Consider the following 19,948-nt stretch of genomic DNA (forward strand, 5'->3'; position numbering starts at 1 on the left):
TTTCCGGATTATTCTTTAATAAGTATACCGAATTGGAATGGGGGTTGCTAGTATAGACGAGTTTAACTATAAAAGCCGCATTTCTTAATGAAATGCGGCCTTGGATATGTCTTTAGTCTAGGTTACGAACTTCAATCGGTTGAAGGCCAGCAGTCAATTCTTCACGGCGTGTTTCATATTGTTCCGGTAATTTGATTGCGGAACCTAATTCTGCAATTGCTTCATCAGCGGTAAAGCCTGGGGTATCGGTTGCGATTTCAAATAGAATTTCACCTTTTTCCCGGTAATAGATGGCATTAAAGTAATTGCGATCCTTCACTTCGGTTACGTGGTGATTATTTTTCCGAACGTGTTCTTGCCACTCGAGCAGATTCTCTCTGTCGTTTGCCCGCCAAGCGATGTGGTGAACCGTTCCGACACCCATTTCCCCTCTTGGTACGGTGGTTTGTTTGATATCTACGATGTTTCCGATATCTGCGCTTGAACGCAGGCGGATGATATCGCCTTCTTCGCCGACTTTTTCCAGACCCATTACATTTTCCACAGTACGAATGGTATCAGCCGGATTGGTGGAGAATAAAATGGCACCACCAAAACCTTTGATGCCGACCTCTGGTGTGACTTCACCATGGGTCCACTCTGTTGGTGCTCCCTCTTCGCGTTCGACGATTTCCAAAATCAGTCCGTGGTAATCTGTGAATTGAAGGTACGTTTCACCAAAGCGTGTTGATTTGTGGAAGGTAATATCAAATTTTCTGAGGCGTCTTTCCCAAAAAGGCAAAGCACCAGTTGGGACTGCATATGTTGTTACGCCGACTTGTCCGCCCCCAATTTTGCCTTTGTGTGCCTTGTTCCAAGGGAAGAAAGTAATCACTGTACCCGGTTTTCCGCCTTGATCACCGAAGTAAAGGTGATACGTTCCTGGATCGTCAAAATTGACTGTTTTTTTGATTAAGCGCAATCCCAAAATACCTGCATAGAAGTCTACGTTTTCTTGCGCATTGCCTACGATAGCTGTGATGTGGTGGATTCCTTGAGTTTTCATATATGTTTGCTCCTTTTTCGGACTATTTATCTTGAATTCGAATTAATTATATCTTGAATTCGAAATATTGTCAAATAAAAACAGGAAATGGTTTGACTATCGAGGTTTAGTGCGCACTTATACCCCAACGCTGCACAAAAAAAATAAGCGGTAGGCATCGCCTACTCGCTTACGGAAAGTCCTTCTTGAATATCAGTGATGGAAATTTGAATATTGCCTGGTTCAGCTGACATCAGTGTTTCTTCCGTTCCTGGTGTTGCTTGTAAGAAGAATGGGAAAGCTGATTCATTTGGAAATTGTCCAAATTCTGATTCCTCCAGGTAAACAAGTTGATTGTCCCAAACTTTGGTTTCATTAACTGTAAAGTCTAATACGAATTGCAAATCTGTTAATGGCTTACCTGTCCGGTTCATTCCGATGAAATAACCTTGCAAGGTGCCATCAGCATTTTCTAAATAATAACCTGTATAAAAAATCGTGAATAGACCTTCTTCGGCCCCTTCTGTGCTTGAAGCGTACTCCTCAGCAATTGCGATGACCTGGTCATAATCTTCGGTACCTTCATCTTGCTTCAACACATCTGGGATATATAGGTCCAAACTCTCGGTTTCTTCACCTTCACTTGCTGTTGTCCCGCCTGTTCCGCGCGATTCTTCTGTTGCAATACTGGATTCATTCGAATCTAAACCCGTATCTTCACTGATCGTTTCTGAAGATATAGATTCCTCACTATCAGTATTCGTACTGCAACCCGCAAGAACGAAAAACGCTGAAAGCCATACCAAATGTTTCAATCTCATTTCTCCAACCCCCAATCACATTTGTACACTTATCGTACCATAGTGTTAAATGGTTCTGAAATGTTACGAAATTGAAACATTTTAGATAAATGTCCGCTTTTGGAATTCCCGTAAAATCTCTGAACCTTGGTAAATAAAGATGAGAATGAGCATCAAGGCACTCAAGCCGATTGAAATTAAACTCGGAATGGGTGTATCGACCCAGTCAAAAATCAAAAAGATTATCGGGATTAAGCCCATTATTTCCGCAGCCACCAAATACAAAATATAATCAGACGTTCGCATTTTCATGAACCGCGAGGCAATAAACATTCCGATAATGGATGCACTACAGATAATTGGAACCGCAAAAGTCGTCGACCACCCCGTCCAACCGATCAAATAGTCTAGATAGGTGCACAATAAAGACAAGGCAATCAACAAATACAAGATACTTTTCGCTATATTACGACGTTTACGCAAAATAATGACCACCACTAGCCAAGTCGTCATGATCCCAAATAAAGCCGCCTGCAGCCACTGGATACGTCCGCGCCAAATCATTCCCAGTCCCAAAATAATAAATATCAGAAGCACGGAAAGCACCAATAGCCATTTGGTGATGCGCTGTTTGTTGTATTTTAAAGGCACATCGGGATAGGAACTCGGTGTTATTTTTTCGTTTAAATCAAGCGGCAACTCACAAAGCGGGCAATGCTCCCAATCACCCTTTATTTCTACTTCGCAATTGACACATTTACGCATCATGCATCCCCTCCCAACTCTTCTTCCGTCACTTTATTAACGGTTACGGTTACTGGAACACCTTCGTTCGTCAAGTACTTGGCGAACTGTTGGAAAATATCCGTTTCTATGTACGGTGAGGTGAAAGATATCGTAAAGCTATCATTATGGCTGATGGCGCAGAATTGTGGTCGAACGGCAATGGTATGAAAGTACACCTGCTTAATCAATGAGTCCACCAGTTCCGGGAAACTCACGCGCCCGAGATTTGAAATCGCCAAGGTCAGTTGACGATTATTATTAAAGTTAACCATTTTTAAAGCAAAGTCTTTTATTGGCCTTGGCACCAGTCGCCCGATTGGGTGATATTCATAATAAATCAGACGCGTCAGCCAGTTTTCAAGGTACTCCTTCTTCAACTGCGGGTCAAATTGTTCTTTTAACTCCTCACAAATTTCGGAAATGGTATTCTCTTTTTCTTTTTTATAGGTATATTCCAAACGCGTCACGGCAAAAAAATTACGGGCTGATTCCGAAGGGAAATATTGCCGTAGGTTGACCGGGACGGAAACTGCCATTGTTTCGTTCCCTCTAAAATCTGGTTCACTTTTGCGAACCGACTCCATAAATAAAGCCGTTAAAAACAATGTTAAAGAGACTTGTTCCTGCTTGGCCAAACGGATAATTTCCTTGACTGGCATTTCCATTTCAACGACTCGGGGACGGTTATCCGGTGTATAGGTTCCCTTGTAGTGATAAACTTTTTTCTGGTCTGATTTATTTTTTGGAAATAAAAGTTCTTGGGTCTTAACCCTGGCTTCTTCGAATTTCTGCAATGCCGACTGGGTCGCTTTCGAGAAACTACGCTGTTCTTTACTGCGGAAATGGCGTGCGAAGCTGTCCTCGCTTGATTTATCGTGGATATATCTGGCAATTTGGAGCGCCTCGGACTCGATTTCAGGATGACGCAAACGTAGATATTCCGTCAATAAATCTTGCAGAAACCACATCGCACCGGTGCCGTCAGACAGTACATGAAAAACTTCGATACTGATCCTTTTCTTCCAATAGACAACGCGGAATAATAATTCTTTGCGATCAAAATGATAAAGAGGCTGACAAGTCGGATTTGTATCCAATTCAACAGTTGGTTTTAAGTCGCTCTCTTCCAAATAATACCAAAAGATACCACGGCGCAAGACACTGTGGTAAAGCTTGTACTGATTATAAACCTTGTTCAACGCTTGTTGTAATAAGTCGGAATCCACGACCTCTGTTACTTCGACACTGAGCCGAAACACTTTGCTGTCCCGATTTGACATGGCAGCCAGAAAGATGTTGGAGGCATTATCCAGCCGTACCCATTTTTTACGATTCGTCATCTTCCTTTTTTCCAAAGGTGTCACTTCCTCTCAGTCGGTTGTCCAAAAATTCTTCCATTAAGTGGTAGGATTTAATTTCAATTTCAGGTGTGAGTGGTCCAAATATATAGTTATGGACCGTGTCATTCGCCCGGAAAATCCGGACATCATTTCCGGCATCTTTCAAGAGATGGCCATAAGCTTCCCCTTCATCACGCAATGGATCAAACTCTGAAGTGATTATCAGGGTTTCAGGTTGATTGGAAAAGTCTCCGGCCATGAGTGGAGCGATATAGGGAGACTGCCGTTTAGTTTCGTCGGGTTCATACATTTCCATATATTCTTGCATCTTTTTGGCAGTCAAGCCGTAATCGTAGCCATTTTCTTCAACACTCGCAAACGGCGAGCGCTCATCGTGATTCCAGTGTGTCACCGGATTGATTAATATTTGTTTATTCGGTAACTGTTTACCTTCATCCCGCAATCGCAAAGAAACCGCCGCCGCCAAATTTCCCCCTGCTGAATTTCCGATGATTGTAAGATCATCTGCACCGGTTATCCCGGTAAGTTCCGGGTGATTGATCAGTAAATCTGCCACCCGATAACAGTCGTCGAATCCTGCCGGAAATGGATTTTCTGGTGCTTTTAAGTAATCAACGGCCAAGATTGTCCTTCCCAGTTCATCTGCCATTTGAATACAATCACGCGTGTAGGAATCAATGCTCCCGATCACCCAACCACCACCGTGAAAAAACAAAAGGAGTTCGTTGCTACGTTTTTCCTTGGGATGGAAAATCCTTACGGGAATCTCATGGGATAAATCTTCAGAATATATTTTCCGGTCCAGAATACGGTAGCGTTCTCTTGCGGGTGTCACAGCTAATTCCTGGAATTTACGGACCCGCATGTAGCTTTCCTGCATGTCAATTTTCGGAGATGAAAATACTTTTAATATAAATTTCGTTAAGGCATTCATAGGGTTCCCTCGTTAATAATCAGATTGGTTTTGTTTCAGTTTGCGTGATGAATGATGGCCTGTCAAGTCGAAAGGAATATTGTGTCGTTTGTTCAAATGAAACGAAGGCCAGGATATTATCCACGGCCTTCGTTTTACTTGTTTTTCCGCCAGGCTTTTTCAGCAATACCCAACGCCCGTAAACGAGCTGATTTTTTGTATTGATGCTCCTGGGAGCGAATCAGTAAATCATCCAGCATTTGCAGACCTTCTTCGATGTAGTCACCTTTATTCAACATGACACATTCAGCACGCCCACCCATTGTGGCATCTGTTATTTCTGCCCGCGTTGGAATTCCTTCTTTGACGAGCGTCTCCAACACTTGCGTTGCCCAAATTACCGGTACATGTGCCGCTTCACAAACCCAGAGGATTTCTTCCTGCAATTCAGACAAGCGCAGGAACCCTGCCTCCACGGCCAAGTCACCTCTGGCAATCATCACACCGAATTTGTTTTTACCTGCCGAATGGATAATGATATCCACCAAGTGATCAATACTTTGGAGCGTTTCAATTTTGACGATGATAGGGATCTCACGTGCCCGTTCTTTACCCAGGCTATTTTCCAGCTCTTGCTGGAGCGCATCCACATCCGTCACGTCTTTGACAAATGAAAAACCAAGAATATCTGCATATTCCTGAATCCCTTCCAAATCCTGCCGGTCTTTATCCGTTATCAACGGAATTTTGGTCGTGGTATCCGGAAAATTGATTCCTTTTTGTGCCTTCAAGCGGACCCCTTTAGCCTTGCTTGCCCGGTCGACCTGAACGATTGCGCCTTCAGGTTTGACACTCACAACCCGCCCTTCCACAACGCCATCATCCAGGGCAATCGTGTCACCTTCCACCAGCTGTTCCAAAATGTCTTTATTCTGACAGCCAACTACGATACTTTGCTCATAGAAAGCACGTACCGATTCTTCTGCCGTTATAAAAAATTGGTCACCTGTTTTTAAGCGGGCGTCCGGTTGCGTTGTAAAAATGCTATCGATGCGAATTTTTGGCCCTGCGATATCAAAATAAATGCGACATTTTTTCTCGGTTTTCTTTTCTGCTGCCTTGATATTCTTGACCATTTTTTGCCACGTTTTAACATCATCATGCCCACAATTGATGCGGGCGATTTCCATTCCTTCTTCCAGTAATTTAACAATAAAAGCTTCGTCTTTACTGGCTTCTGTTGGCATGGTGACCATGATGCGCGTATACCTTTTTTTCGGTTTAGGACCGAAAACTTCGTCGGTATGCTTCTCCAGGTAATCAACACGAAGTTTTGCCATTTCCGAAGAATCGATTTCATGGAGTAGTTTCAAATCCTTATCCAGCAATTTGGATAAAACAACCAGTAACGCATCCAGTTGTGGCAATACTTTAGCTTCCAACCGTCCTAATGAAGAAAGCCCCCACTTCGATAACTTAACCTGCAAAGAACGAATATCACGGCGGCGCAATGCTACATAATAAGCGAGGTTCAGAGCACTCTCGCGGTAATCTTCTCGCTCAATTAACGGTAGCCACTCTTCATACAACTTTTGCCCTTCTTTAAAAACGGCTTCCCGTAGCTCGGTCACTTCCGTATAAATGTTTTCTAACTTTCCAACAGCATTTTTAGTTGCCACAAGGATTCACCTACACTTTCATTAAATTCCCAGCAACCTTTCATTTAATATTATTATAGCATGACCGCCGCCGTGATGAGAACGTTACCAATTGTGGCAAATTAAAAATCCCCACCTTAATCAGTGGGGAGGTTACTTCATTCTGCTAAAATCGTCATGATTTCGTCCTTCGTCAAGCTACTGAAAGATTGCTTTCCTTCCGTAATGACTTGGTCAATCAATTCCCTTTTCTTGCCTTGTAATTCGTTTATACGTTCCTCAATGGTTCCCGCACAAATCATGCGGATAACCTGGACTTTTTTGGTTTGACCGAAGCGATGAACGCGGTCGGTAGCCTGGCTTTCAACGGCAGGGTTCCACCAGCTATCATATAAGATAACCGTATCGCCACCGGTCAAGTTCAGACCCGTTCCACCTGCCCGTAACGAAATCAAGAATAGATCTTTCTCACCTTCGTTGAAACGGGTCGTCAGTTTCAAACGATCAATATTGGCAGTGCGGCCATCCAAATAAAAATAATCACGGTTTTGTTCGGCTAATCGTTTTTGAATCAGTTGCAGCATTTGGGTGAATTGTGAGAACAACACAACGCGTTTACCATTTTCACGGGCATTATCCAAGTATTCCATCAAACGAGTTAGCTTCGCTGACTCGCCTTCATAATCCGGATTAACCAGACGCGGATCGCAACAGATTTGGCGTAATCGGGTTAGCCCTGCCAAAATCTTGATGCGGTTCTCGTCGACCGTCCCTGCATCCAGCAACTCGCTGGTTTCGTTACGCACCAAACGTAATTGGGAGAGATATAACGATTTTTGGCTTTCAGCCAAATCGATATACTCGATTGATTCCACTTTGTCCGGCAACTCTGTTAACACGTCTTTCTTCAAGCGACGTAATACGAATGGACGGATTTTACGATTAATTTGGGCGATGTCCAAATCCTTGAACCCTTTTTGAGTGGGAAACAGACCCGGTACCACAATCGAGAAGATTGAATACAGTTCTCCCAGTTGATTTTCCAAAGGCGTTCCGCTCAGGGCAAATTTGGTGTTCGCCTTGATTTGACGGACGGCTTTGGTCGTTTTGGCAATATTATTTTTTACGATTTGTGCCTCATCCAGAATGACACTACGGAAATGGATGTCTTGATAATATTCCGCATCGCGCAACAATACTGGGTAGGAGGTAATCCAAAGTTTTGTCTGGTCTTGTTTCGCTTTTTTAATCAAAGCTTCGCGTTCTTCTTTGGTGCCGGTAATCAAGACGGGCTCGATGCCCGGAATGAACTGTTTCGCCTCTTTTTGCCAGTTGAAAAGAACACTGGAAGGACAGATCACTAAAATAGGTTCATTCTCTTTTTCAATTGTCGATGCAATGTAAGTGAGAGCTTGAATGGTTTTTCCTAATCCCATGTCATCGGCCAACACACCACCAAAGCCATATTCATCTAATGTTTTTAGCCATTGATAGCCCTCTTCTTGGTAAGGACGTAATTTGGCAGAGAGTGCCTCGGGAAATGGATAGTTTTTTTCTTCCAATGAATCAAGTCGTTTCAAAAATTCTTTAACTGGATTTTTCAAATCGGCTAGCTTCAGCATTTCATCATCTAATGCGAAAATACGATGCAACGGCATTTCCATCTCACTCTTGACTTTACTTGGACTTATATCCAACTTATCCAAGGTATCTTGGTACTGCTGGAAAACTTTATCCTGCAAATTGACCAACTTCCCATTCGACAAACGTCGATAGCGTTTGTTGGCAGCCAAATCCTTCATGATTTTACGCAACTCAGTTTCATTGATGCCTTCAATATCAAATGTCACTTGCAGGAGATTGCTTTTTTCATTCATGTCAATCACCAAACGCGGTGACGTTGGCGCTGTATAAATCAGGTGTTCCACACTCGAGGTCGTATAAACTTCCATCAAGGGACCTAACTCCGGCAATGCATCATAAATGAAACGGAAAATATCATCAGGATCACTTAATGTCAGTTGGTCTTCCTCATAAGTAAATTCAAATTCGAAATCGTAGATAACGTTCAAGATTTTACCCTCCGCCTGCAAATCGTTTAAGACTGTTTCAGGCAAGGTGTTGTGGTCATTGTAAATCATGGGACGGTAGCTTTCTTCTCCGTAGAAAAACTTCAAATCAATCCAAAGTTTACCTTCAAGCATATCCAGGTAAAGTTTGGCTTTCAATGGTTTTCTCTGGAATTCTTCCTGGACTTTTTGAGAAATTTTCAAAGGGAAGCGTTTTTGAACGGTTGGCAAAGAACTTGTCATGAATTCGCGCATCATTGTTTTGGGTATTTTGACGGTTTGAGTTCTGTCATTCCCGGTCGCATTGGCTAAAATCCGAAAAAGGCGATTATCTTCTTCAGATAAAAAGAAAATATCATTTTCGTAAATCATCATTTTTTGATACGGGAAAACTTGTAAATCCTGATCAAATAGGGCATCTGACTGGAACTGGTAGACGCCATCCTGTTCCGGATCTTCCGATATTTCAAACTGCAAAGGCAACAACGTTTCGCCCTCGTCGAATACGACCGGATCTTTTATGACTAAATACTCAGGATCACGGTGGTGGATTTTGACAACGTGATACTTCATTTCCAGAATTTTCTTGAGCACTTCTTTAATCATGACATTGGGAATAATGATTTCGCTCTTGTTCCCGGCTGAAAAATTGTAATAGTTTCGCGATTGATAGCGGTAATCTTTTAAGTTCATCAACAGATGCAGCATGTTTCGGTCGCGGGAATCGATATAATGTTCCGCTGGATCGTATTCAAAATGTTTACCAAAAGCTTGCGGATAATCACCCAACAAATTTTGAGCCGTCTGTTCGATATCCTTCATTTGATAAAGTTTATCCGTTCCGACTTTGATACGTACCGAACACTCTTCATCATCATCCAGTGATTGGATCGCGAATTGATATTCAAACTTCAATTTCTCGCGCCCCCTGAACCCTGTATCGGCATCAAGGAAATCTGCCATGTAAGTCATCATGTATTCTGCTGCTTGATAGGGGTTTTTAGGTGGCTCAACTTTTTTCTGTTTCTGTCCAGTATTATGTTCAGTTGCTAATTCGTTATATTTATATATGACCGCTATAATATGTTCGCAAGGTGTTATATGCGTATCATAGTACTCACACGAGCACTCAGCAGTCAGCTGATGTTTGGAATAATCGAAGACAACCAAAGTAGTATCGCCTTCTTCAAAATCTGCTTTTAAAGTAACTTTATTTTTCTTTTCGGTCGCTTTAACCGAGACAAATTCATTACTTTCATAAATAAGCAAACCCTTCTCAGCAATTTTCACAGGCACGTCATTGGCTAAAAAAGAATCCATGGGTATATGGTCCCATTCCATCTGCAATCCCTCCCAGAAACATTTCATCTTTTCATTATAACATATGCACGATTTAGAATAGCGTCAACTTATCTGGATAGATTACTCAGGAAGTTGTTCGCGTGAATCGGGTTGAGTGCGGCGCTTAAACTTTTACCAGACGTGGAACGCCGCGTTTGGGCTCCAAATGCGACGTTCGGGGATTATTATTTTTCTAATCGCCGCACTTTGCGCCTAAATGCGGCGTTCGGAGCTTACCATTTTTCTAATCGCCGCACTTTGCGCCTAAATGCGGCGTTCGGAGCTTACCATTTTTCTAATCGCCGCACTTTGCTCTTAAATGCGGCGTTCCCAAAATAATTTTCTGCTTAAAGCCGCACTAAGGATAAAAAAAGATAATTGTCCCAAGAACAAAAAGCGGACGCGTGTGCGTCCGTTTACTGCAGGAAATAATACTAGCCATCCGAAGAAATGAAAGCAGATACCCGTATTTTTCAGTCTTTACTGAATCCGATCACACTCAAGTCAAAGGTTTTTCATAGGCAAAACGCAAATCGCCATTCCCCATGAAAACATGTCCACAATATTGATAACCTGCTTTCGTTAATGCCCTCTGCATACTTTGATTATCGGGGTGCGTGTCAATTCGCAAGGATTTGAGTCCTTTCTCACGAGTCATCTGTTCAGATACCTCGAAAATACGACCCATAACGCCACGTCCCAGCTTGTCCTTTTTGACTGCTACACGGTGAATAGCGCTGTAAGGAAAGTCCGTTAACCAGCTGCCTTTTTCAATCACTTTATAATTAGGATCTTCGCCGAAAATCAGGGCCAAAACCGCTACAATTCCATCTTCTTCTTGAACAAGATATAAATCATCGTTCGCAATATCATCGCCTAAGACTTGTTCATTAGGGTATCCTTTTTGCCATTGATCAATGCCATTTGCTTTCAATAGTGCCTTTGCGTCATCTATAATTTCCATGATTGCAGGTAAGTCTTTTGGTGTCGCTTTAATAAACTGCATCATTTATCACCTATCCATTTATCTAGTTTTTCATGCTTTTTAACTATAGCTTAAATGCCCTGTGGTAGTCCAAGAACTTTTTATATTTTCCAGCAAAAAAGACAATATAATACTTTTTTAATGAAAAATAAAACCCCATCATTAAATTAAAGTTAAAAAATGAGTTGACTTTTTTAGGTTACGGCCATTATACTTGATGAAATCAAGAAACGAGAGGAATATGTCCCATGAACCGCACATTCACCCAAGCAATCATTATTATTATTAATAACAGGATTTAGACTCGTAGAAAATTTCTAACGATGTTTAAGTCCTATTCGCGATTGTTTGGTGAATGGGACTTAGGCCACCCATTCAGTTGTATGAATGGGTGGCCTTTTTTTGTTTCTTAGCGAAAGGATGTGACGAGATGGAAAGTGATATTGGCCCTATTAAAAATAATAATTGTAAAAATGGAGGATTTATCATGAAATTATTCAAACAGTTCAATGTTTTCTTTAACAAATATCTTGCCTTTGTTGTCGTGCTTGTTGCGGCAGCAGCGCTATTCGTACCACAAACCTTCTTATGGGCAAGTGGCCATACGACATTCTTTCTTCAAATCGTCATGTTCACAATGGGAATGACAATGAAACCTAGCGATTTTAGTGAAGTATTCCGTAAACCATGGCAAGTACTCTTGGTGGCAACAATGCAATTTGGCGTCATGCCCTTATCAGCATTCTTATTAGCTAAGTTATTCCAATTGCCTTCCGATATCGCTTTAGGCTTAATCTTGGTCGGAAGTGTTCCGGGTGGAACTTCCTCAAATGTTTTGACCTATTTAGCAAATGGCGATGTGCCTCTTTCAGTATCAGCGACTTCTGTTTCAACTTTGCTATCTCCCGTAATGACGCCCTTATTACTTTCTTTCTACGGAGGCGCTTATATAGATATTCCTTTTATGCCAATGTTCCTTTCTATCGTTAAAGTTGTTTTGGTGCCGATTTTGGGTGGGCTGGCCGTTAATCGTTTCTTAGGCAAGTATGTCGAACCTTTCCATACCTTACTGCCTTCCTTATCAGCTATAGCTGTATTACTCGTTTTGGGCGGAACAGTGTCATTGAATTCAGAAACATTATTAGGGACTGGATTGGTGATGTTCTTGATTGTTTGGATGCATAACGTTTTTGGCTTCGTAGCGGGTTACGCTGTTTGTAAATTATTCAAAATCGATCTTCCCGCTACCCGTGCAATGGCAATTGAAATCGGTGTTCAAAATACCGGTTTGGCAGGTAGTCTTGGTTTGACCCATTTCAACCCTGCGGCCGCTTTAGCCGGTGCAGCTGGTACGATTGTCCATACATTGTTTGGGACTTTATATGCTAGCTTCTGTAGCAACAAAGATGCTGCAGAGACAGTGAAAATAGAAAAAGTTGCTGTTGTTGAAGCATAGGAAATAGACATTCAGAAAGAAGGAAACGATTATGCGTTTGAGTCAAGTTGTTCGTCCAGGTCCTGGTCAATTTTTAAGTGGCCAAGGTGTATTGAAATATCTCGATGAAAAATTAGCGACATTCAAAAATCCTGTTGTGGTAACGGGTGAAAAATCTTATGAAGCATTTAAAAAACATTATTCAGGATCCTTGAATTTACCCGTTTATCGCTATGATGGTACTGCTTCTAATGAAGACATGGATCGTTTAGCTGACTTAATCCGGGGAACAGATTGCGTGGTTGGAATCGGTGGTGGCCGTGTTTTGGACACAGCTAAAGGGACTGCGGAAGTGTTGCACGTTGAGTATGTAACCATTCCGACCGTACTGGGAACCTGTGCGGCTTATACCCCTCTTTCCGCTGTTTATCATCCGGATCATACGTTTAAGAATGTGCAATACTATGAGAAAGCGGCTCTGTTGTGCTTGATGGATCTGGACTTACTAGTAGAATCACCCAAGAAATATTTTATGGGCGGCATTGGCGATACGTTGGCCAAATGGTACGAAGCAGAAGGAATCACCCGAAATGTGGTCGGGCCCCTTCCGGCAATGGTCCAGGTGGGTTTGAACACGGCAAAGGTAACCCAAGAGTTACTACTAGCCGAAAGTAAAGAAGCTTTGGCAAGCATGGAGCGCCACGAAGTTACAACTGCTTTTCAAAATGTGGCGGAAGCGGTAGTAGCAATCGCTGGGACTGTTGGGGGGTTTGCTGGTGAATATGGTCGGATGGCTGGTGCGCATGCCATCCATAATGGTATGTCACTTGTGCCGGAAACGCACCTTTACGAGCACGGTGTGAAAGTTGCTTACGGCGTGTTGGTTCAACTGTGGGCTGGCGGGGATGAAGATGAAGTCCGTAAGTTGTTGCCCTTCTTTGCTGAGAACCATTTCCCACATCGTTTTGCTGATTTCGGAGTGTCAGAGGATTTTTATGCCAAAGCTGAAAAAGTTGCCGCCTTTGCTGCTTCAAAAGAAGAGACATTTAACTTGGCAGTACCGCATGTAACAAAAGAAATTGTGTTGAATGCGATGAAAGCTGTGGAATACTTAGAAGATAAAGTGGCCGTTCAAAAATAACAAAGCCAAGCGAGGTTCAAAAACGGTAATAAAGGGAATAATTTGATAGACTGGAATTAACATAATTCTAGGAGGAATGACAAATGTCACAGCAAGATGTACCAGCGATTACATTACGGGATGGTCTTATTGTTCCAGCTATTGGTTTCGGTACGGTTCGCTTGAAAGGTGCCGAAGGAGTGCGCGCCATCGATTCGGCTTTGCAAAATGGTTACCGGTTGCTTGATACGGCTTATAATTACGAAAACGAGGCGACAGTTGGTCGAGCCATTGAACGCAGCAGTGTTCCCCGCGAGGAAATCGTGGTAACCTCCAAGCTTCCCGGCCGCTATCAGGAGTATGATAAGGCGATATACACCATCCAGGAATCGTTATACCGGGCAAATCTGGACTATTATGATTTGTATTTGATTCACTGGCCCAATCCCAAACAAGGTAAATTTGTGGATGCTTGGCGGGCTTTGATCGATGCCCAAAAATGGGGGCTGATTCGCTCCATCGGGGTTTCCAACTTCCTTCCGGAACACATTGAGACCCTGGAGAAAGAAACAGGTGTCCTACCAAGCATGAACCAAATCGAATTACACCCTTATTTTAATAATAAGGAATTATTGGAATATTCACTGGAGCGTGACATTCAAGTTGAGTCCTGGAGTCCAATGGGCCGTAAACTGGCTGGGGATTTATTGGAAAATCCCGTGATTGCCGGAATTGGTGAAAAATACAATAAGTCATTGACCCAAGTCATTTTGCGTTGGCATGTTCAATTGGGAACTATTCCGATACCAAGTTCGCGGAATTTCGCTCACCAGCATGAGAATATTTCCATTTTTGATTTTGCATTAACCGCAGATGAAATGGCTACTATCTCGTCTTTAACGAAACCAGACGGCCGCATCGCCAATCAAGACCCCAATGTTTACGAAGAGTTTTGACAAAAATACCCCGAGACCAATTTGGCTCGGGGTATTTATTATTTGCCTAGTAATTCTTTGACGATTTGGGAAACCATTTTCTTTTCAGCCTTGCCGTCAAGTTCTCCCATAGCTAACTTCATCGCATCTTTCATAGCCATATCCGGGACACCTTTTTCCGTCAAAAATGTTCTGACTTCCTCTTCCGTCATCATTTGGGGGAGATAGCTGGAAATAATCGCCAATTTTGCTTGGTTTTCTTCCACTAAGTCATCGCGGTTTGCTTCTTTGGCAAATGTGATGGCTTCTTCGGTTTGTTTTTGTTCTTTCAAAAGGTAATTGATTTGTTCTTTTTCATCCATGTCGCGGCCTTCATCGATTTTGAAGGCATCGAAATGAGATTTGATGATACGTAAAACGTTTGTCTTCAATGTGTCGCGGTCTTTACGCGCTTGAATGAAATCTTTACTTACTTGTTCTTTGATGGTCATCGTTACCACTCCTTTGTAGTTTATTTTAGCATAAAAATAGAGTGCCAGGAAACCCGGCACTCTTGAAAAATCAGATTAACGAATTGTTTCGAAAGCTTTTGACCATAGCAATAGATCATCCAACATACCGTTAGCATTTACTTCGTTGTATGGGTTTGGTTTGAAGACTGACATGTTTTCGAAGTCTGTCATCAATGAGAAGTTAGTTGTAGTGTGTACAGTCGCAACACTCAACTCACCCAAGATGATACGTAGGTTTTCGTGAGCACGTGCGCCACCCAAGCTACCGTATCCAACCATTGCAGCTGCTTTGTTAGCAACTTCTGGTTTCAAGTAATCGAGAGCATTCTTCAATGCGCCACCTAGAGCATGGTTGTATTCTGGTGTGATGAAGATGTAGCCATCAAATGAAGCCATTTTTTCTGACCAAGCTTTGATTGCTGCGCCAGCTTTTTCTTGGTATTCTACTGGAACTTTAGCGCCCATCAATGGTAGATCGAAATCTGCAAGATGAACTAATTCGTACTCCACGCCTTCGTCGCCACGTTTTGTTGCGAAATCCAATACCCATTCTGATACTGCTGTTGCGTTGTTTCCTTCACGTACACTACCTGAGATAATTCCGATTTTCATAATTTTGTTCTCCTTTTCTACTGTGGGATTATTTACTGCTGCTGATTCGCTACCTTTCAAGAAAGAAGCCAATCGCGAAAAAATACTTTTGTTAGACATTATTGTTCTCCTTATCTTTGAATTCTTTATATCCGAATTCATTTATCTTGATTTCGAAATAAGTATATAACGATACTTATTTTTTGTCAACAGTTTTAATAAAATATTTTAAATTCGAGATTATTACGCTATAATAAATTAAAAAGAAATGAGGAAAATTATGAAAACAAACAAACTTGTGGTCATTGGATCAGGCCATGTGGGTTCTCAAGTCGTGACGTCAGCTGCTCACTTGAATCTCTTTTCTACTATCACTATCATCGATAAAAAAGAAAAGGTAGCTGAAGCAGAAGGCTTGGACAATACCCACGCCCTATCTGCCTTCTATCGGGGAAATACGACCATTCAACATGGTGATTATCGTGCTTGCCAAGATGCAGATATTATTGTTATTGCAGTAGCCGTACCTGAACTTCCAGAAAATGAAAACAGCATTCTTCGTACGGCGTGGGGGAAAGAAAATATCCGTGAAGTACGCGAAGTTATGGCTGGCATTACGCGTTACACGCGCGATGCCATCATCGTCATCATCACCAACCCGGTTGATTCCGTGACGTACATTGCTGAAAATGAATTTGATTATCCAAAGGGCAAGATTTTTGGTACGGGTACGACTCTGGACACGTTCCGCTTACGCCAAATCATTGCACGCATGTTCCAAGTAGACGGGAAAGCGGTCAGTGGACTGGTCATCGGCGAACATGGTACAACGGCACTCCCTTTGTTCGACAGTATCACCATTTCCGGCATTCCTTTTAAAGAAGCACAACAGTTATTGCCGATCCATGAACCTCTTACCCCAGACGCTATTACCCAAGAAGTAGTCCAAACAGCAAATGATGTTTTTATTTGGAAAGGCTGGACAAACACAGCCATAGCCGAGGTAGCTGCAGCCATCTTGCGTGCCATTGCTTTGGATGAAAAAGCCATCTTCCCTGTTTGTGCGACGATTGATGGTTTGTATGGTATGACCGGCGAGGTTGCTTTCAGTACTCCATGCATCATTGGAAAAGACGGCTTGGAACTGCAAATCGCCTTACCCCTTAGTGAAGAAGAAGAGCAAAAGCTCGGCCTTTCCATCGCTGACATAAAAAAAGCCATTGCGAGTTATTAAAAGAACGGACTGGGATTTTTCCCAGTCCGTTCTTTTGATATATGAATAATTGTCACACAAAAATCATTGCCTATTGATAAATCGCCTTAATCGGATCCATGCGTGAAGCACTCAAAGCAGGAATAATGCCAAATACAAGTCCAGTCACGATTGAAACGGACGTAGAAATAATCATGATGGATGGTGTCAAGAAAACAGGGATATTGATGAAGTAACCCACTAAAAGAGCAGCGCCATATCCCAATAACAATCCAATCACACCACCAATAAAAGTGATAAAGGCTGCTTCCAACAAAAACTGCCATAAAATCATCCGAGGTTTGGCACCAATTGCGCGTCGGATGCCGATTTCGCGTTTTCTCTCGGTAACCGAAACGTACATGATATTCATGACACCAATTCCTCCAACAAATAATGAAATCGCCGTAATCGCCACCAAGAACATGACAATGCCATTGATATAAGTATTGATTTCTTCCATCATCTGTTCATTGGAGCGGTCTTCTTCAAAATAGCCTTCATCGTTTGGATAGGCAGTCATTAAGTCATCGATTACCGCCATCGTGACGATTTCACGGTCGCTTGCATCTGCTATTTTGACTTTCAGTTGACGAATTTCCCGTGCCCCAGTCAATTGGTTGTAAGCTGCATGTGGCACAACACTCGTGTAAGCATCTTCCCAAGTATAAGTCGTGTCCGGCACCATGCTTTCATAATCATAGGGCTCTTTAATTCCAATTACCTCATACATAAAGCCGTTCATACTAACAGCTTGTCCAATCAACGTTTCGGGATCATCTACCGCAATGCCGTATTGCAAAACATCACCTGACAATACAATCACATCCCGATCGACATCATGCGGTGTGATATCGCGACCATATTGAATCCGGGTTTCTTGCTTAAACGGTGTGACGGCCGTATACGCCTGCGCCCCAAAGTAATCCAAATTCACATCAAACATATCCGTATTTGAACCCGACCAGGATCCGTAACCCGGCAATACCGAGGCAACCCCTTCGATTCGAGAAATACGCCGCATATCCGCTTTCGAGAAAGTAAACGTATCTTCAATATACATCATGCCTGAATCATCGGTTTGGGCAATTCCATGCTGTACAGTCATAACATTGGCTTGAGTCGTATCCGCCAAATTCAAGCTTTCCCGGCGCACACCTTCCCCTAGTGCCGCAATCGTGACGACCGAGGCAATCCCGATGATAATTCCGACCATCGTCAAGAAAACACGCAGTTTATGGGCACGTAAACTGAGTAACGTACTCATCAAAATATTTCGAATCACCCTGCCGCCTCCTCTTCCACGAAACTACCATCATGCATCCGAATAACCCGGGTGGCATATTGCAATAAATCCTCATCATGCGTTACCATGACGATAGTCTTACCCTCGCGATTTAATCCTTTTAACAACTCCATAATAGCTGTTCCTGTTTCAGAATCCAGCGCCCCAGTCGGCTCATCCGCCATAATCAACAACGGTTCGTTTATTAGCGCCCGCGCAATCGCCACCCGTTGTTGCTGACCACCTGACAATTCCGTCGTCCTTGCTTTCATCTTTTCCGGAATCCCGACCGAATCCAAATATTTTCCCGCCGCATCCCAGCGTTCTTTTTTGCTGGCTTTTCCATTATATACAAGCGGCAATTCGACATTTTGATGAACATTCAAGGATTCAATCAAATGAAACTGTTGAAAAATAAAACCAAAATTCTCATTGCGAATTTCCGATTTGCGGTTCTCAGTCAGATTCGCGACCTCCTCACCCAGGAAATAATAATTACCTTCCGTTAAGCGATCCAAAAAGCCGATAATATTCATTAAAGTCGTTTTACCACTTCCCGATTTACCCAAAATCATTAAAAAATCACCTTCGTAAATCGTTAAATCAACATCTTTTAAAACGGTATTTGCTATTTTTCCCGAAGTAAAAACTTTACGGGCTTCTTTAATTTCCACCAGTTTACGACGTTTCGCTATTTCCATGTGCTACTCCCCCTCTGGCACGTCCATCATACCGGGATCCAGGATATCACCTTCTTGAACGGGAACTTCTGATGAGATGATGATTTCATCCTCCGCTTCCAGACCACTTGTGACGATGGTGTTTCCTCCTGTCTCTTTTCCAAGTTGGATGCTACGTTTCGCTACTGTTCCAAAATCGTTTACCAAAACATAATGGCTATTGCCCTCTGTATGAATCGCTTCGGTGGGAATAACGACTTGATTGTCTTCCAATTGGATTGTTGCCTGCACGTGATACCCATTTACAATTCCTTCCAACGAATCAAAACTTAATTTCACCGGGTAGGAAGACATAGTCGATGCGCCGCCGTAAGGATCACTGTTGGCTTCGGTGGGTGTCGTATCAACGAAAGAAACTTTTCCCTGTGTCGTAAAGTTGTTGGAAACGACGGTAATGTCTGCGGCTTGGTTTATCTTTACATTTTCCAAATCCTTCTCATTCAAGGTACCGGAAACGTAGAAGTTCTCGGAAATGAGCTTCAAGAGTGGTGTATCAGCGGTTTTTTCTTCAGGTATGACCACTTTTCCCTTGAAGGGTGCAAGGACTTCGGTATAAATGTCCTCTTCCATCATCGCGATGTTGGTGTATTGCTCCTGGATTTGAGAATCGAGTTCGGATAGGTTGAACTCCATATAAATTTCCTCCAGGGTTTGTGTCCGCTCTTCTTCAGGCATTTCATACCAGCGATCGATGGCGAGCTGCTGTTTATAGGCAGTATTGGCGCGCTGTGTTTCCAGACGGGCCACTTCATTGGTCAATTGGTTGATTTCTTTTTGAACGTCTTCATTCGTATAGCTGTAAAGCAGCGTATCGGTTTCAACAATTTCACCGTTCGCAACAGCCAAATCACTCATTTCACCAAGCGTTTGGTCCTGATGGAAATCTTGGGATTGTTCCGGCTTTACGACACCATTTACAAAAACTTGTTCCATGGGCGGAACCATATAATATTCAATGCCATATGGGTCTTCATCAACAATCGATTCCACCGGCTGTTCTTTTTGGGTGAATTGTAGAGTAATAAATCCCAGTGTTGCCAGGATAGCTAACGCTAAAATAAAAAACCATTTTTTCTTCTTCATCCGTGCTCCTCCAATGCTTCAATTTTCATGCATAGGTATATTATACCCTTAATACAAA

The 19,948-nt window shown here is 42.5% G+C and carries 17 protein-coding genes; 4 read left to right on the forward strand and 13 right to left on the reverse strand.

Translation table 11 applies throughout. The features are described 5' to 3' along the window. Positions 1-112 precede the first annotated feature (112 nt). The 8 genes from ACTVAI_RS05115 to ACTVAI_RS05150 form a co-directional block, all read right to left on the reverse strand. The gene (locus tag ACTVAI_RS05115; RefSeq protein WP_443473840.1) at positions 113-1,045 is read right to left on the reverse strand and encodes a ring-cleaving dioxygenase; all 933 of its coding nucleotides are present in this window, start codon (positions 1,043-1,045) and stop codon (positions 113-115) included. Between the two features lie 161 nt (positions 1,046-1,206). Next, a complete protein-coding gene (locus ACTVAI_RS05120) occupies positions 1,207-1,845 on the reverse strand; it encodes a hypothetical protein (protein ID WP_443473839.1) in 639 nt (212 codons plus the stop codon). 81 nt (positions 1,846-1,926) lie between these two features. Next, positions 1,927-2,592, reverse strand: a complete 666-nt coding sequence (locus ACTVAI_RS05125) for a DUF6320 domain-containing protein (RefSeq protein ID WP_443473838.1) — start codon at positions 2,590-2,592, stop codon at positions 1,927-1,929. Continuing rightward, positions 2,589-3,965, reverse strand: a complete 1,377-nt coding sequence (locus ACTVAI_RS05130; RefSeq protein WP_443473837.1) for an alcohol acetyltransferase — start codon at positions 3,963-3,965, stop codon at positions 2,589-2,591. Before ACTVAI_RS05130 ends, ACTVAI_RS05125 begins: the two co-directional genes overlap by 4 nt. Continuing rightward, a complete protein-coding gene (locus tag ACTVAI_RS05135; RefSeq protein WP_443473836.1) occupies positions 3,937-4,905 on the reverse strand; it encodes an alpha/beta hydrolase in 969 nt (322 codons plus the stop codon). The genes ACTVAI_RS05130 and ACTVAI_RS05135 overlap by 29 nt, the downstream gene beginning before the upstream one ends. A 134-nt stretch (positions 4,906-5,039) precedes the next feature. Beyond that, positions 5,040-6,563: a pyruvate kinase gene (locus tag ACTVAI_RS05140; protein WP_443486057.1), complete on the reverse strand. Its 1,524-nt coding sequence runs from the start codon at positions 6,561-6,563 to the stop codon at positions 5,040-5,042. Between the two features lie 137 nt (positions 6,564-6,700). Next, on the reverse strand, positions 6,701-9,952 hold the full coding sequence (locus tag ACTVAI_RS05145) for a DEAD/DEAH box helicase (protein ID WP_443486058.1): 3,252 nt from the start codon (positions 9,950-9,952) through the stop codon (positions 6,701-6,703). A 499-nt stretch (positions 9,953-10,451) separates the two neighbouring features. Then, entirely contained in the window at positions 10,452-10,961 is a 510-nt protein-coding gene (locus ACTVAI_RS05150; RefSeq protein WP_443486059.1) for a GNAT family N-acetyltransferase, read from the reverse strand. A gap of 463 nt (positions 10,962-11,424) precedes the next feature. Between ACTVAI_RS05150 and ACTVAI_RS05155 the strand changes: the two genes are divergently transcribed. From ACTVAI_RS05155 to ACTVAI_RS05165, 3 genes are all read left to right on the forward strand, one after another. Further along, entirely contained in the window at positions 11,425-12,393 is a 969-nt protein-coding gene (locus tag ACTVAI_RS05155) for a bile acid:sodium symporter family protein (protein ID WP_443486060.1), read from the forward strand. 31 nt (positions 12,394-12,424) lie between these two features. After that, the gene (locus ACTVAI_RS05160; protein ID WP_443473831.1) at positions 12,425-13,513 is read left to right on the forward strand and encodes an iron-containing alcohol dehydrogenase family protein; all 1,089 of its coding nucleotides are present in this window, start codon (positions 12,425-12,427) and stop codon (positions 13,511-13,513) included. An 83-nt stretch (positions 13,514-13,596) separates the two neighbouring features. Continuing rightward, positions 13,597-14,448, forward strand: coding sequence for an aldo/keto reductase (locus tag ACTVAI_RS05165; RefSeq protein WP_443473830.1), 852 nt, complete (start codon positions 13,597-13,599; stop codon positions 14,446-14,448). A 38-nt stretch (positions 14,449-14,486) separates the two neighbouring features. Here ACTVAI_RS05165 and ACTVAI_RS05170 read toward each other — a convergent pair whose 3' ends face one another. Continuing rightward, positions 14,487-14,918, reverse strand: a complete 432-nt coding sequence (locus ACTVAI_RS05170) for a GatB/YqeY domain-containing protein (protein ID WP_443473829.1) — start codon at positions 14,916-14,918, stop codon at positions 14,487-14,489. 75 nt (positions 14,919-14,993) lie between these two features. After that, positions 14,994-15,650, reverse strand: a complete 657-nt coding sequence (locus ACTVAI_RS05175) for an NADPH-dependent FMN reductase (protein WP_443473828.1) — start codon at positions 15,648-15,650, stop codon at positions 14,994-14,996. Between the two features lie 160 nt (positions 15,651-15,810). Between ACTVAI_RS05175 and ACTVAI_RS05180 the strand changes: the two genes are divergently transcribed. After that, positions 15,811-16,764, forward strand: coding sequence for a lactate/malate family dehydrogenase (locus tag ACTVAI_RS05180; protein WP_443473827.1), 954 nt, complete (start codon positions 15,811-15,813; stop codon positions 16,762-16,764). Between the two features lie 70 nt (positions 16,765-16,834). Here the strand turns inward: ACTVAI_RS05180 and ACTVAI_RS05185 are convergent, their stop codons facing one another. Genes ACTVAI_RS05185 through ACTVAI_RS05195 form a run of 3 tightly spaced genes read right to left on the reverse strand, consistent with a single transcriptional unit; the run spans position 16,835 to position 19,890 of the window. Then, positions 16,835-18,067: an ABC transporter permease gene (locus ACTVAI_RS05185; protein ID WP_443486061.1), complete on the reverse strand. Its 1,233-nt coding sequence runs from the start codon at positions 18,065-18,067 to the stop codon at positions 16,835-16,837. Beyond that, a complete protein-coding gene (locus tag ACTVAI_RS05190) occupies positions 18,064-18,768 on the reverse strand; it encodes an ABC transporter ATP-binding protein (protein WP_443473825.1) in 705 nt (234 codons plus the stop codon). The genes ACTVAI_RS05185 and ACTVAI_RS05190 overlap by 4 nt, the downstream gene beginning before the upstream one ends. Positions 18,769-18,771: 3 nt before the next feature. Beyond that, complete coding sequence (locus ACTVAI_RS05195) at positions 18,772-19,890, reverse strand: efflux RND transporter periplasmic adaptor subunit (RefSeq protein ID WP_443473824.1); 1,119 nt, start codon at positions 19,888-19,890, stop codon at positions 18,772-18,774. Positions 19,891-19,948 lie beyond the last annotated feature (58 nt).

The sequence above is a fragment of the Jeotgalibaca sp. A127 genome (genome assembly GCF_052266745.1).
Classification (GTDB): domain Bacteria; phylum Bacillota; class Bacilli; order Lactobacillales; family Aerococcaceae; genus Jeotgalibaca.

What these genes read in the sequence shown, in the direction of transcription:
- ACTVAI_RS05145 (WP_443486058.1), bottom strand. Translation starts at nt 9,952, where the DNA reads ATGGAATGGGACCATATACCCATGGATTCTTTTTTAGCCAATGACGTG.
- ACTVAI_RS05195 (WP_443473824.1), bottom strand. Translation starts at nt 19,890, where the DNA reads ATGAAGAAGAAAAAATGGTTTTTTATTTTAGCGTTAGCTATCCTGGCA.
- ACTVAI_RS05135 (WP_443473836.1), bottom strand. Translation starts at nt 4,905, where the DNA reads ATGAATGCCTTAACGAAATTTATATTAAAAGTATTTTCATCTCCGAAA.
- ACTVAI_RS05120 (WP_443473839.1), bottom strand. Translation starts at nt 1,845, where the DNA reads ATGAGATTGAAACATTTGGTATGGCTTTCAGCGTTTTTCGTTCTTGCG.
- ACTVAI_RS05180 (WP_443473827.1), top strand. Translation starts at nt 15,811, where the DNA reads ATGAAAACAAACAAACTTGTGGTCATTGGATCAGGCCATGTGGGTTCT.
- ACTVAI_RS05125 (WP_443473838.1), bottom strand. Translation starts at nt 2,592, where the DNA reads ATGATGCGTAAATGTGTCAATTGCGAAGTAGAAATAAAGGGTGATTGG.
- ACTVAI_RS05165 (WP_443473830.1), top strand. Translation starts at nt 13,597, where the DNA reads ATGTCACAGCAAGATGTACCAGCGATTACATTACGGGATGGTCTTATT.
- ACTVAI_RS05150 (WP_443486059.1), bottom strand. Translation starts at nt 10,961, where the DNA reads ATGATGCAGTTTATTAAAGCGACACCAAAAGACTTACCTGCAATCATG.
- ACTVAI_RS05160 (WP_443473831.1), top strand. Translation starts at nt 12,425, where the DNA reads ATGCGTTTGAGTCAAGTTGTTCGTCCAGGTCCTGGTCAATTTTTAAGT.
- ACTVAI_RS05170 (WP_443473829.1), bottom strand. Translation starts at nt 14,918, where the DNA reads ATGACCATCAAAGAACAAGTAAGTAAAGATTTCATTCAAGCGCGTAAA.
- ACTVAI_RS05155 (WP_443486060.1), top strand. Translation starts at nt 11,425, where the DNA reads ATGAAATTATTCAAACAGTTCAATGTTTTCTTTAACAAATATCTTGCC.
- ACTVAI_RS05175 (WP_443473828.1), bottom strand. Translation starts at nt 15,650, where the DNA reads ATGTCTAACAAAAGTATTTTTTCGCGATTGGCTTCTTTCTTGAAAGGT.
- ACTVAI_RS05190 (WP_443473825.1), bottom strand. Translation starts at nt 18,768, where the DNA reads ATGGAAATAGCGAAACGTCGTAAACTGGTGGAAATTAAAGAAGCCCGT.
- ACTVAI_RS05115 (WP_443473840.1), bottom strand. Translation starts at nt 1,045, where the DNA reads ATGAAAACTCAAGGAATCCACCACATCACAGCTATCGTAGGCAATGCG.